Source organism: Methylobacterium marchantiae, assembly GCF_042679825.1.
In the GTDB taxonomy this organism is placed as follows: domain Bacteria; phylum Pseudomonadota; class Alphaproteobacteria; order Rhizobiales; family Beijerinckiaceae; genus Methylobacterium; species Methylobacterium marchantiae.
The window spans coordinates 76,313-89,344 of record NZ_JBHTND010000014.1; the positions used below are offsets into that span (position 1 = coordinate 76,313).

The following is a 13,032-nucleotide window of genomic DNA, read 5'->3' on the forward strand; positions in this document are numbered from 1 at the left end:
GCCCACCACCTCATCCTGAGGAGCTGCGAAGCAGCCTCGAATGAGCCTTCCAGAACCCACTGCGCGATCTGGACGCCTCCTTCGAGGCCTCCGCTTCGCTCCGGCACCTCAGGATGAGGTGATGGGTGGGAGGAACGGTGTCGGCCGCACTCTCTGTGACCGTCGATGTCGGTCGATCGCCGGACCAGCCATCGTGCGAAGAGAGAAGCGCCCCCAAAAAGGGGCCGCCACCCGATGGCGCGCAGCTCAGATACCGCCGAACACCCAGCGCAGCTTCGACAGGAAGCCGCCGCCGGATTTCGCCGCGCGGGTCGCCTCAGGCTCGTCCTTCGCCTGCGGAGCGGACGTGTCCGCATGGATCAGGCCGAGGGCCGCCGTATCGGTGGTCTCGCGGTCGATCAGGATGAAGCCGCCGGTGTCGCGGTTGGCGCCATAGGCATCGACGGCCACGGCCCGGTCGAGGCTCAGGGTCACGTCGGCGATGTCGTTGGCGACGAGCCGGGCAGCGGGCGCCGGGTTGCCGGTCTCCGGATCGATGCGGTTGCCGATGGTCGTCACGGTGGCGTTGACCGTCACGGTGCCGATCTTGGCGAGCAGCGTCGCACCGGGGAGCAGCTCCGTCTCGGCCGCCCAGAACAGGCGCGCCTCGAGACTGTCGGTGACGCGCATCGGCGCATCGGCGGCGACGATCACCGAACCGCGCGAGGCGTCGATCTCATCGGCGAGGACGAGGGTGACGGACTGTCCCTCCACCGCATGCGGCAGGTCGCCGTCGGCGGTGTAGATGCGGGCGATCGTGGAGGTCCGGCCCGAGGGCTCGACGATGATCGCGTCGCCGGGAGCGACACGGCCGCTGGCGATGAGGCCGGAGAAGCCGCGGAAGTCGGAATTCGGGCGGTTCACCCATTGTACCGGAAGGCGGAACGGGGCGGCCTGCTCCTCCACTCGCACCGGCACCTCTTCGAGGTACTGGAGAAGGGGCGTGCCGGTGTACCAGGGCACGACGGCGCCGGGCAGCACGACGTTGTCGCCGTTCTTGGCCGAGAGCGGGATGGCGCGGATCTCGGTGAATCCGAGGGGCGCGGCGAAGGCGTCGAACGCCGCATTGATCTCCTCGAACTTGTCCTGCGACCAGCCGACGAGGTCCATCTTGTTCACCGCGAGCGCGACGCGCTTGATGCCGAGCAGCGAGACCAGGAGCGCGTGGCGCCGGGTCTGGCGGGTCAGGCCCTGGCGCGCATCCACCAGGATCACGGCGACATCCGCCGTGGAGGCGCCGGTCGCCATGTTGCGGGTATACTGCTCGTGGCCGGGGGTGTCGGCGACGATGAAGGAGCGCTTGTCGGTGGAGAAGAACCGGTAGGCGACGTCGATGGTGATGCCCTGCTCGCGCTCGGCCTGCAGGCCGTCCACGAGGAGGGCGAGATCGATCTCGGCCCCCTGCGTGCCGTGCTTGCGCGAATCGCGCTGAAGGGCGGTGACCTGATCGTCGAAGATCTGCTTGGTGTCGTGCAGCAGCCGGCCGATCAGGGTCGACTTGCCGTCATCGACGGAGCCGCAGGTGATGAAGCGCAGGACTTCCTTGCTCTGGTGGGCGGCGAGGAAGCTGTCGTAGCCGAAGGCTTCGGGTGACTGATGGATCGTCATCTTAGAAATACCCCTCCTGCTTCTTGCGCTCCATGGCGCCCGACCCGTCCTTGTCGATCACGCGGCCCTGACGCTCGGAGGTCCGGGCGGCCAGGGTCTCGCCGATGATCTCGGGCAGGGTCGCGGCATCGCTCTCGACGGCGCCGGTGAGCGGGTAATCGCCCAGCGTCCTGAAGCGCACGGACAGGTTCTGCGGGGTCTCGCCGGGGTTCAGCGGCAGGCGCTCGTCATCGACCAGGATCAGCTGGCCGTCGCGCTCCACCACCGGGCGGGGCTTGGCGAAGTAGAGCGGCACGATCGGGATCTGCTCCTGCTCGATGTAGAGCCAGACGTCGAGCTCGGTCCAGTTCGAGATCGGGAAGACGCGCAGGGATTCACCGCGCTTCTTCTTGAGGTTGTACAGGTGCCAGGGCTCGGCCCGCTGGCGCTTGGGGTCCCAGCGATGCTGGGCCGTGCGCAGGGAGAAGATGCGTTCCTTGGCGCGCGAGGCCTCCTCGTCGCGGCGGGCGCCGCCGAAGGCCGCGTCGAACTTGTGCGTGTCGAGCGCCTGACGCAGGGCCTGCGTCTTCATCACGTCGGTATGCACCTCCGACCCGTGGCTGATCGGGCCGATGCCGCGGGCGAGACCGTCCTGGTTGGTGTGGACGATGAGGTCGAGGCCGAGATCCTTGGCGCGCTGATCGCGGAACGCGATCATCTCCTTGAACTTCCACGTCGTGTCGATGTGCATCAAGGGGAACGGCAGGCGGCCCGGCGCGAAGGCCTTCAGCGCCAGATGCAGCAGCACCGACGAATCCTTGCCGATGGAATAGAGCATTACCGGGTTCTCGGTCTCGGCGACCGTCTCCCGCATGATGTGGATGCTCTCGGCTTCGAGACGCTGCAGGTGGGTGAGACGCTCGGGCAGCGTCGCGGCCAAAGCGGGGGCGGCGCTCATCGGGCCATCTCCAGATTGCTGTTGGGGGGGGTCGATTCGAAAGCGGCGGCTTCCTGCCCGGGCTGAACGTTCGCCTCGGGCTGGTGCACGTGAAGGCCGCATTCCTTCTTGGATTCCTGCTCCCACCACCAGCGGCCGGCGCGCTCGGACTCGCCGATCTTGATCGCGCGGGTGCAGGGCGCGCAGCCGATCGAGGGAAAGCCCCGGTCGTGCAGGACGTTGTAGGGGATGTAATTGTCGATCACGAAGCGGTCGACATCGGCCCGGGTCCAGTCGGCGAGCGGATTGATCTTGATCAGCCCGCGCGCCTCGTCGGCCTCGGCCAGGGGGGTATCGGCCCGGTTGGTCGATTGGCCGGCCCGGAGGCCGGTGAGCCAGCCGGCGGCATCGTCGAGGGCGCGGCCCAGCGGCTCGACCTTGCGGAAACCGCAACAGGCCTGACGGGCGGCGACGGAATGCCGGAAGCCGTTGATGCCCTCCTCGCGCACGAAGGCCTCTTCGGCGAGCCGCTCCGGCGCATAGGCCTGGATGCGGATGCCGTAGGCCGATTCCGTCTCCGCCCACACGTCGTAGGTCTCGGGAAACAGCCGGCCGGTATCCAGGGTGACGATCTCGGTCCGGCCTTTCGCCATGGCGAGGGCGTGGGTCAGGGCCTGATCCTCGATCCCGAGGCTGGTGGTGAAGACCAGCCGACCGGGGATGGCGGCTTCGATCGCGCGAATCCGCCCCTTCAGATCGAGACCGGCCATGGCGGACGCGAGGTCCCGCGCCGTTCGTTCCAGGGAAGTGCTCATCGCTGTGTTCTGTGCGCCCGCTTGCAAGTTGCCCGCTTGTCTGACACCTGAAATGTTCGCTATAACGAACGCTGTCAAGGCATGGCGGGGATCGCACCGCGGCATTCCCACGCTGCGGTAAATCTGGTCTGCAACGGCGCGGCACCCCTATCGGTTGCCCGCCGAAGGAATATCCTTCTCAATTCGCTGGTCGACGCCGTGCCTTCGCGCACCTCAGCGCCGCCGACCGGAACTGCAAAGCGAGGTCACTGTGGACGCGATCGATCTCAAGATCCTGGCATTGCTGCAGAACGACGCCACCCTCTCCATCGCCACGATCGGCGAGAAGGTGGGTCTGTCGCAGACGCCCTGCTGGAAGCGCATCCAGCGGCTCGAAGCGGAGGGCGTGATCGACCGCCGGGTCGCGGTCCTCGATCCGGTCAAGCTCGGGCTCGGCCTCACCGTCTTCGTCTCCATCGAGACGTCGGACCATTCCCGCGACTGGCTGGAGCGCTTCGCCTCCACCGTCTCCGCCATGCCGGAAGTGCTGGAATTCTACCGGATGGCCGGCGATGTGGATTACATGTTGCGCGTCGTTGTCGCGGATATGCAGGCCTATGACACATTCTATAAGCAGCTCATCGCGACCCTGCCCCTCAAGAACGTGACGTCCCGCTTCGCCATGGAAAAGGTGAAGTCGACGACGGCGCTTCCCCTGCCGGCAGCGCCGCCGAACGGCCGCTTCACACCCACCCTGTCCGTGGTGGCCGGAGAATAAAGTTCTATTTTGCGCTGCGAGGACAGGCAGCTCCTTCTACCCGGAGGTCGTTCTGTAAAACGGACATCCCGTTGACAGCCGGCCTCCCAGGACGACATGGCTTACCGATGGCACGACACGCGATCCTCCCCCGTACCGCCCCGTTCGACGACAGCGAACGCGCGAGCCTCGACGCCGTCCTCGGCGCGGCGACGCCGATCCAGCGCGCCTGGCTCGCCGGCTTCCTCGCCGGCCTCGACGCGGCCGGCGGCCAGGCCGCCGCGATCCCCGCCGCCCCGCCGAAGGCCTCCGAGCCCCTGACGATCATCTACGCCAGCGAATCCGGCAATTGCGAAGCCCTGGCCGGCAACGTCGCCAAGCTCGCGAAGAAGAGCGGCTTCAAGCCGAAGGTCGTGGATTTCGCCGATCTCGACATCGCCACCCTGTCCGGTGCCAAGAACGTGATCGCCATCGCGGCGACCTGGGGCGAGGGCGAGCCCCCGGCCCGCGCCACCCGCGCCTATAACGAGCTCATGGGCGAATCGGCGCCGCGCCTCGACGGGGTGACCTTCGGCGTGCTGGCGCTCGGCGACACCTCCTATGTCGAGTTCTGCGCCATCGGTAAGGCCCTCGACGCGCGGTTCGAGGCGCTCGGCGGCAAGCGCGGAGCGGAGCGGGCCGACCTCGACCTCGACTTCGACAAGCCGGCCGCCGACTGGATCAAGAACACGCTGAAGGCGCTGGCGCCCGCGGCGAGCGCCGACAACGTCGTGGCGGTCGATTTCGCGGGCCGCGCCGCTGCCGAGGACGACGATGCCGAGCCGAGCCGCGAGCCGGTGGTGGTCGAGGTCGTCGACCACGTGAATCTCAATTCGTCGCTCTCCGACAAGGAGACGATCCACCTCGCCCTCGAATTCGAGGACGGCGCGCCGGCCTACGAGCCGGGCGATTCGCTCGAGATCTACCCCGAGAACGATCCGGCCCTCGTCGAGGAGATCCTCAAGGCGACGAATCTAACCGGGGACGAGGGTCTGCGCAGGGCGTTGCTCTCCGAGCGCGACATCACCACGCTCTCGGCCACCACGGTAGAGCGGTTCGCCAAGGCGACGAGCCATGCCGAGGCGCAGAAGCTCATCGAGAGCGGCGAGGTGAAGGCCTGGATCGAGGGGCGCCACCTGATCGACCTCATCGAGACCTATCCGGCCGCCCTCTCGGCGGAGCACCTCAATACCATCACCCGGCCGCTGCCGCCGCGCGCCTATTCCATCGCCTCCTCGCGCAAGGAAGTGGGCGACGAGGTCCATCTCGCCATCGCCGCCGTCCGCTACGACAGCCATGGCCGCTCGCGCTCGGGCGTCGCCTCGGTCCATGTCGCCGACCGGATCAGGAACGGCGCCAAGCTGCGGGTAAAGCTGAAGCCGAACCGGCATTTCCGCCTGCCGCAGGACCCGGCCACCGACATCATCATGGTCGGGCCCGGCACCGGCGTCGCCCCGTTCCGCGCCTTCGTGCAGGAGCGCCGCGCCATCGAGGCCCCCGGCCGCTCCTGGCTGTTCTTCGGCGACCGGCACTTCACCCACGACTTCCTCTACCAGCTCGAATGGCAGGAGGCGCTGGAAGACGGATCGCTGACGAAGATCGACGTCGCCTTCTCCCGCGACCAGCCCGAGAAGATCTACGTGCAGGACCGCATCCGCCACCACGCCAAGGAACTGGTGGAATGGCTCGATGGCGGCGCCAATTTCTACGTCTGCGGCGACGCCAACAAGATGGCCAAGGACGTCCGCAACGCCGTCGTCCAGGCCTATGCCGAGGTGAAATCCCTCAGCGAGGCCGATGCCGAGACCGCCGTCGCGGCACTGGAGCGGGCTCATCGCTACCAGCAGGACGTCTACTAGGACGCGAACACGACCCTCACCCAACCACGGGAGAGGGACGCACACCGAGAACACGCGAACGAACCGGAACGCCGCCATGGACGACCACACACCTCCCCGCACCTACGAGACGCCGCCGACGACCCGCCCGATCGACGAGGCCGAAGCGGCGCGCGAGGCCGGCCTCGCCCATAACGAGCACATCAAGATCGCGAGCGGCTTCCTGCGCGGCACCCTGGCCGACGGGCTCCTCAAGCACGCCACCGGCGCGATCTCCGAGGATGACGGCCAGCTCGTGAAGTTCCACGGGATGTACCTGCAGGACGACCGCGACCTGCGCCCCGAGCGGACCAAGAAGAAGCTCGACAAGGCCTACAGCTTCATGATCCGCCTGCGCATCGCCGGCGGCGTGGTGACGCCCAGGCAATGGCTCGTCCTCGACGACATCGCCACCACTTATGCCAACGGAACCCTGCGGGCGACGACGCGCCAGACCTTCCAGTATCACGGCGTCATCAAGTCGAACCTCAAGCGCACCATGGCCGCCATCGACGGCGCGCTGCTCGACACCATCGCCGCCTGCGGCGACGTCAACCGCAACGTCATGGCCTCCACCAACCCGGCCCAGTCGGGCGCCCACAAGGCCGCCTTCGAGCTCGGCAAGGAGATCTCGGACACGCTGCTGCCGAAGACCAACGCCTGGCGCGAGATCTGGCTCGACGGCGAGAAGGTGCTCGGCGGCGAGCCCGAATTCGAGCCCGTCTACGGCAAGACCTACCTGCCGCGTAAGTTCAAGATCGTCGTCGCGGTGCCGCCCTCGAACGAGGTCGACGTCTTCGCGCACGATCTCGGCTTCATCGCCATCCTCGACAAAAAGGGAAAGGTCACCGGCTGGAACGTGACGGTGGGCGGCGGCATGGGCATGACCCATGGCGAGCCGGACACCTTCCCGCGCACGGCCGACGTGATGCTCTTCTGCAAGCCGGAGGAGGCGGTGAAGGTGGCCGAGGCGGTGATGACCGTCCAGCGCGACTGGGGCAACCGCAAGAACCGCAAGAACGCCCGCCTGAAATACACGATCGAGCGGTACGGCCTCGCCGCCTTCCGCGCCGAGGTGGAGAAGCGCGTCGGCAAGGCGCTCTCCGACCCGAAGCCGTTCACCTTCACCAATAACGGCGACCGCTACGGCTGGACCGAGGGCGACGACGGCCGCCACCACCTGACCCTCTACGTCGCCTCGGGCCGCATCAAGGATTACGAGGGCGACGGCCCGAAGCTTCTGGCGGGCCTGCGCCGGATCGCAGAGGTCCACGAGGGCGATTTCCGCCTCACCGGCAACCAGAATGTCATCATCGCCAACGTCCCGGCCGAGAAGCGTGCCGAGATCGAGGCCCTGGTCGACGAGTACGGCCTACTGAAGGGAGCCGGTGCCCTGCGCCGCAACTCGATCGCCTGCGTCGCCATGCCGACCTGCGGCCTGGCGCTGGCCGAGAGCGAGCGCTACCTGCCGGACCTGATGACGGAACTGGAGGAGAGCCTCGCCTCGCACGGCCTGCAGGACGACGAGATCACCATCCGCATGACCGGCTGCCCCAATGGCTGCGCCCGGCCCTTCATCGCCGAGATCGGCTTCGTCGGGCGCGGACCCGAGCGCTACCACCTCTATCTCGGCGCCGCCTTCGACGGCTCGCGCCTCGGCAAGCTCTACGCCGAGGACGTGAACGCCTCCGAGATCAGGACGATCCTCGATCCGCTCTTCGGAGCCTACGCGGCGGGCAAGACGCCGGGCGAGCGGTTCGGCGACTTCCTGATCCGCGCCGGCTACGTGACGAAGACCTTCAACGGGCCGGACTTCCACAAGAATATCGGCGCTCTCAAAGGCGCCGCCTGACCCGTTCCCGACACGTGCACTGCATCGAATAGGGTGCAGTGCACGTGCGATGGCCTAAAGGCCAAGCTCGGGCGCCTGCGAATATAAGACAGCGGCGGCCGAACTCCGGCGTGACTTGGCGGTTGATCCGGCAAATCGACCGGAGGCGGCGATGGCCAAGCACGACATCCTCAATTTCTTCGAGCACCGGCGCGACGGCGCCTGGATCTGCGTGAAGCCGTTCACGCTGACGACGAAGAAGACCAGCGTCGATATCCGCCAGGGCATGCGCTTCGATTACGGCACCCGCATCGGCGGCGTCGATCTCGCGGAGTATCTCGAGCAGCTCGGATCGCAATTCGGCTCCTGAGAGCCCGGTCGATCGGATGTCTCAGCGGCTGCTCAAACCCACGTCGATCATCCCATCAGACCACCTCAGGATGAGGTAAGGCCCTGGAAAGACAAATCAAAACAAACTCCGATGCGGGATACCCGCATGGCCTGGCCGAGCCTGATGCCACGGCTCAGAGGCGGTAGGCCGTCCTGCAGGCGCCCCAATGCCGGTCGCGCACGCGGATCGGCGCGTCGACTTCCCGGACGATATACGTCTCCGACCCCACCTGCCTGAGATAAGATTGCACCATCGCCGGCCGCGTCGAGCGGGCGGCGGTGATGCCGGTGCGATCGTCGAAGATCCGCCGGTTGCGGGAATGAGCGTTGTTCCAGACCGGATCGCCCGGCCGCTGGGGTTGGGCGTATCTCGTATTGTGCACCGGCAGGAAACCGTTCCGATCGGTGACGATGCAGAACAGCATCCGGTTGTCCTGCGCCAGTTCCGGTTCCATGATCGGCGGGATCAGCGCTTCGAGCCTCATCACCGAACGGGTCATGAACTGCAGCGGGTTGGTCTCGGGGATCGCCGTGTAGGTGGTATCGAACAGCGTCGCTTCGTCGAGGCGCCCGGCATCGAGTTCGGCGGTGAGGACGCAGCTCACCCGCCATGCCAGTTCCTGCGCCTTGGCGATGAGCGGCGCATGCTCGGTATGGATCGCCGCGAGCTTCTGCCGGAGCCGTTCGCGCATTCCCGCATCGAGTTCTCCGAACGCGCCGTGCAGGCCCATCGCGCTGGTTCCGACAATCGTCAGCGGGACCGGACCGATCGCCTCGATCTCGACGGGCAGGCTCTGCCCGACCCGGAGCGGATGGCCCGACGGCATCGCCAGCAGCACGCCGCCCTCGCTGAGGTCGATGGTCCGGGTCTGCCGTCCATCGGCGAGCCCGACCGCGAGATCCACCGGGAAACGGTCGTGGCGACGGCGATCGCCGATCTCGCTCTGGCGCATGACAGCGACGAAGCGCCGTCCGAGCCCTGAGGCCTGTTCGGCGGCATGGGCGGCGGCGGCCTCCATGGCCTCGGCCTGGGCGTTGAGGGCGAGGGTCGCCGCGGTGGCCTGACCCGCATCCCGGTCGACCGTGGCGACGAGACCCGACGCGCGATGGGCGCCCTGGACGATCCCGGTCACGGTCTCGGCCTGGGCGGCGGCGATGTCGCGGACGGTGGCGAAGGCCGGGCGGACCGATTCGATGGCGCCGGCCACCGCCTCGATTGCGGCGCCCGAAGAGGCCGCGCCCTGGCGCAGGCGGGCGATCCTCGCGCGGACGTCCTCGGCGGCCTGGGCGGTCTGGACCGAGAGCGACTTCACTTCGCTGGCGACCACGGCGAAGCCCCTCCCCGCCTCGCCCGCCCGCGCCGCCTCGATCGTGGCATTGAGCGCGAGCAGGTTGGTCTGCCTCGCCACCGCCGAGATCGTATCGACGATGCTGGCGATCTCGTTGCCGGCCTCGGCCAAGGCCGCGATGAGGGCACGCGCCTCCGTTCCCCGGTCTCCCGCCTGGTCGAGATGGCCGCCGGCCTGCCCCATCGCCTCGGTGATCCGGGCGGAGGTGGAGGACAGGCCGCCGGTCCGCTCGGCGAGGTCCGTCGTCGCCGAGGCGGCGGATTGGGCGGCCTCCGCTAGCTCGGTCATCCGCGTGCGGATGCCGGCCAGGCTCTCCTGCATCTCGACCACGTCGGAGCGGGCCGTTGCAATGGAGCCGCTGACACCGTCGATCGCCGACCGGATATCGGCTTCGATGGTATCGAGGACGTCTGTCCCACCCGACAATCGCGATCTCGCCTCTTCTGGTCGAGCAACCTCTTCGACCGGAACAGACCGGATCTCTTCGGACACATGCTTCGGGCGGCGGAGGAACATCATAAATCTATTATCGTCGAGCGCGTCTAAAATTCAGTTAAAGGCGAAACTAATGCGGAAGTGGGCACGTCTGACGAAAGGTGAGACCGGCCCATCGCCGATACCATTCCCGTGACGTTCATCCATGGGATGCGAGGACGGTCATGGTTCACCACCGTCGTTTTGACGGCCGAGAGCGGGAGACTTAGGGTTCTTTCATGACAATCGACGCCGATCAGGTGCCAGTTCGCGTGCAGGAACTTCGCCCGGAGGAACCCGCGCCCACCACACGATGCCGGATCCTGGCGACGGCCGAGCAGTTCTTCCGCGATATCGGCTACCAGAAGACCACCGTGGCCGACATCGCCAAGACGCTCAGGATGAGCCCGGCCAACGTCTACCGGTTCTTCGAATCCAAGAAGGCGATCAACGAGGCCGTGGTCGAGCGCGTCACCCGCGAGGTCGAGGCGCTCATCGCCGGCATCGCCGTGGCGCCCGGCCTCAGCGCCGATCAGCGGATCGCCGAGATCATCCGCGAACTCCACCGCGACTGTATCGAGCGCTGCAGCGACAATCCCCGCATCCACGAGATGGTCGAGGCCGCCATGTCGGAGAGCTGGGACGCCTGTCGCCACCATATCGACCGGATCGGCAAGGCGCTGGAGCGGGTGGTGACGGAAGGCGTGCGCAGCGGCGAGTTCCAGGTCGAGGATCCCGCGACCACCGCCGCCTGCCTGCACGTCGCCATCACGCGCTATTGTCACCCCGTCCTCGTGAGCCAGTATTCCAACGCGCCCGCCCCGCCGATCGACGCGATGATCGCCTTCCTCCTCCGCGCCCTGCACGGGCCCGCCGAGAGGTCGTGACACGCAGACCTGACGAGAGGGCCTGCTGGGAGACCCGAACCGCGGGCGCGGCGGGTTCTCAGCCCATCTCGGCCAGGATCGCCTGCGCGGCGGCGCGCGGATCGGCGTTTTGGGTGATCGGACGACCGACGACGATGTGGTCGATCCCTGCCGCCATCGCGGCCGCCGGAGTCATCACCCGCTTCTGGTCTCCCACAGCGTCTCCCGCGGGTCGGATGCCCGGAGTCACGATGAGCCGCGACGGGCCGATCGCGGAGCGGACGGAGATCGCCTCGGCCGCGCTGCAGACGATGCCGCCGATCCCCGCATCCGCCGCCTGCCGCGCGCGCAGGGCCACCAGATCGGCGACGGGCATGGCATAGCCGGCCTCGTCGGCATCGGCCTGATCGTAGGAGGTGAGCACGGTGACCGCGAGGATCGTCGGGCCGTCCTCGCCCCGGCCCCGCACCGCCGCTCGCATGGTCTGCGGATAGGCATGGACGGTGAGGAAGGTCACGCCGAGGTCGGAGAGGGCGCGGACGCCGTCCTCCACGGTGTTGCCGATATCGTGCAGCTTCAGGTCGATGAAGACCTTGAGGCCGGCATCGGAGAGGCGCCGGACCAGCGACAGACCGCCGGAATAGGCCAGCCGATAACCGATCTTGTAGAATGTCGCCGCGTCGCCGATCCGGTCCACCAGCGCCTCGGCTTCGGTGACGCTCGGCAGGTCGAGGGCGACGATGAGGCGGTCTCGCGGATCGACGGCGATGGGGGACATGAGGGCTCCGGACAATCTCGCGAGACGGATCGCCGTCGCAGGCCCCTCTGTCAACGCGGGCGCGGTCTCATTCGGAGATAACGGCCCGCGGCGGTTTCGGCAGAACCTCAGTCAAGGCACGACTGAAGCCGGGCACGTCTCGGTGTGTGAAAGCCGCGGAAGATTTCTCGCCGCGGGCGGCAGCGCCTCAAGGCAGAGAAGATGCCTTCGACCGCGTTCGGCGCCGGGATCTCGGCCACCATTCGGGTAAGGTGGGGCGAGATGCCACGAACTCACGCGGTGATCTTCGTCACGAGACGCTTCGTTTCGTCGAGGGCGATGCGGATCACCTCCGCCTGCGCGTAGATGCTGTCCGCGTCGATCCCGGCGGTGACGTCGGACGACCACCACAGGCCGCCGTCGATGCCGCGCAGCATGTCGGTAAGACGCCGGTGCTGCAGCGTGAGGGCGTCTATGGCGTTCTGGGCATTCACCGGGTGGGCTCCTCGTTGCCGGGAGAGCATAACCTCGCCGGAGGCATCGCGGCGGGAAATCGACCCTCACCGGCACGATTATTCCTGCACGATCATTCCGAGGACGGGACCGTCGTTCGATCCTGATGCCTCATCACGCGGGACACCTCCTGCTTCAGGACCGGAAGAAGCTCGGCCTCGAACCAGGGATTCGCCTTGAGCCAGCCGTTGTTGCGCCAAGACGGGTGGGGCAGCGGCAGCACGCGCGGGCGGCGCGGCTCGTCGAGGATGGCGCGCCAGTTCCGCACCATGGCGGTCAACCCGCCCTCGACCCGGCCGAGATGCCAGGCCTGCGAATACTGGCCGATGACCAGGATCAGTTCCACCGCCGGCAGGCCCGCGAACAGGGCGTCGCGCCAGCGTTCCGCACATTCCCGGCGGGGAGGTTTGTCGCCGCCCTTGGCATCGAGCCCAGGGAAACAGGCCCCCATGGGCACGATGGCGAGCCGGGACGCATCGTAGAAATCCGCCTCGCCGAGGCCGAGCCAGGAGCGCAGCCGCACGCCCGACGGGTCCATGAACGGGATGCCGCTCCTGTGGGCCCGGTTGCCCGGCGCCTGGCTGGCGATACAGAGGCGCGCCGAGGACGAGCCCTGCACGATGGGCTTCGGCTCCTGCGGCAGGGGGGCGCCATAGAGAGGCGCATCGCGGCAGAGGCGGCAGGCCCGCAGGGCCTCGGCGGTCGTCTCGAAGGGGATCATCTGCGCCGGAAGGTAGTGTGACGGCCCGATCTTGCGAGCGGGTCCCACGGGAACGAGAGGCCGCACCCCGCGCTTGAATCGATGGAGGGGCCGGCGTCACC

12 protein-coding genes are annotated in these 13,032 nt (G+C 67.6%); 5 read left to right on the forward strand and 7 right to left on the reverse strand.

Annotation, left to right across the window (positions count from 1 at the left end):
* Positions 1–246: 246 nt before the first annotated feature.
* From cysN to ACFQ4G_RS11960, 3 genes are read right to left on the reverse strand one after another with little or no spacing between them, the layout of a single operon-like run.
* Entirely contained in the window at positions 247–1,647 is a 1,401-nt protein-coding gene (gene cysN, locus ACFQ4G_RS11950; protein ID WP_238206512.1) for a sulfate adenylyltransferase subunit CysN, read from the reverse strand.
* Position 1,648: 1 nt separating this feature from the next.
* Positions 1,649–2,584 (reverse strand): sulfate adenylyltransferase subunit CysD, encoded by a 936-nt coding sequence (cysD, locus tag ACFQ4G_RS11955; RefSeq protein WP_238206503.1) that lies wholly within the window; start codon positions 2,582–2,584, stop codon positions 1,649–1,651.
* On the reverse strand, positions 2,581–3,378 hold the full coding sequence (locus ACFQ4G_RS11960) for a phosphoadenylyl-sulfate reductase (RefSeq protein ID WP_238206501.1): 798 nt from the start codon (positions 3,376–3,378) through the stop codon (positions 2,581–2,583). The genes cysD and ACFQ4G_RS11960 overlap by 4 nt, the downstream gene beginning before the upstream one ends.
* A gap of 250 nt (positions 3,379–3,628) precedes the next feature.
* Here ACFQ4G_RS11960 and ACFQ4G_RS11965 point away from each other — a divergent pair, with 250 nt between their 5' ends.
* From ACFQ4G_RS11965 to ACFQ4G_RS11980, 4 genes are all read left to right on the forward strand, one after another.
* Positions 3,629–4,135, forward strand: coding sequence for an Lrp/AsnC family transcriptional regulator (locus ACFQ4G_RS11965; protein ID WP_238206499.1), 507 nt, complete (start codon positions 3,629–3,631; stop codon positions 4,133–4,135).
* Between the two features lie 107 nt (positions 4,136–4,242).
* Complete coding sequence (locus tag ACFQ4G_RS11970; protein WP_238206496.1) at positions 4,243–6,012, forward strand: diflavin oxidoreductase; 1,770 nt, start codon at positions 4,243–4,245, stop codon at positions 6,010–6,012.
* Between the two features lie 76 nt (positions 6,013–6,088).
* Entirely contained in the window at positions 6,089–7,882 is a 1,794-nt protein-coding gene (locus ACFQ4G_RS11975) for an NADPH-dependent assimilatory sulfite reductase hemoprotein subunit (protein WP_238206494.1), read from the forward strand.
* Positions 7,883–8,033: 151 nt separating this feature from the next.
* Positions 8,034–8,231, forward strand: coding sequence for a hypothetical protein (locus tag ACFQ4G_RS11980; RefSeq protein ID WP_238206492.1), 198 nt, complete (start codon positions 8,034–8,036; stop codon positions 8,229–8,231).
* Between the two features lie 154 nt (positions 8,232–8,385).
* On the opposite strand, the gene ACFQ4G_RS11985 is transcribed toward ACFQ4G_RS11980, so the two are convergent.
* Positions 8,386–10,026 (reverse strand): methyl-accepting chemotaxis protein, encoded by a 1,641-nt coding sequence (locus ACFQ4G_RS11985; protein ID WP_238206490.1) that lies wholly within the window; start codon positions 10,024–10,026, stop codon positions 8,386–8,388.
* Positions 10,027–10,313: 287 nt separating this feature from the next.
* Here ACFQ4G_RS11985 and ACFQ4G_RS11990 point away from each other — a divergent pair, with 287 nt between their 5' ends.
* On the forward strand, positions 10,314–10,961 hold the full coding sequence (locus tag ACFQ4G_RS11990) for a TetR/AcrR family transcriptional regulator (RefSeq protein WP_238206488.1): 648 nt from the start codon (positions 10,314–10,316) through the stop codon (positions 10,959–10,961).
* A gap of 58 nt (positions 10,962–11,019) precedes the next feature.
* On the opposite strand, the gene pyrF is transcribed toward ACFQ4G_RS11990, so the two are convergent.
* The 3 genes from pyrF to ACFQ4G_RS12005 form a co-directional block, all read right to left on the reverse strand.
* A complete protein-coding gene (gene pyrF / locus ACFQ4G_RS11995) occupies positions 11,020–11,718 on the reverse strand; it encodes an orotidine-5'-phosphate decarboxylase (protein WP_238206487.1) in 699 nt (232 codons plus the stop codon).
* A 272-nt stretch (positions 11,719–11,990) separates the two neighbouring features.
* Complete coding sequence (locus tag ACFQ4G_RS12000; protein ID WP_238206485.1) at positions 11,991–12,191, reverse strand: hypothetical protein; 201 nt, start codon at positions 12,189–12,191, stop codon at positions 11,991–11,993.
* A 92-nt stretch (positions 12,192–12,283) separates the two neighbouring features.
* Complete coding sequence (locus tag ACFQ4G_RS12005) at positions 12,284–12,931, reverse strand: uracil-DNA glycosylase family protein (RefSeq protein ID WP_238206649.1); 648 nt, start codon at positions 12,929–12,931, stop codon at positions 12,284–12,286.
* Between the last annotated feature and the right edge of the window lie 101 nt (positions 12,932–13,032).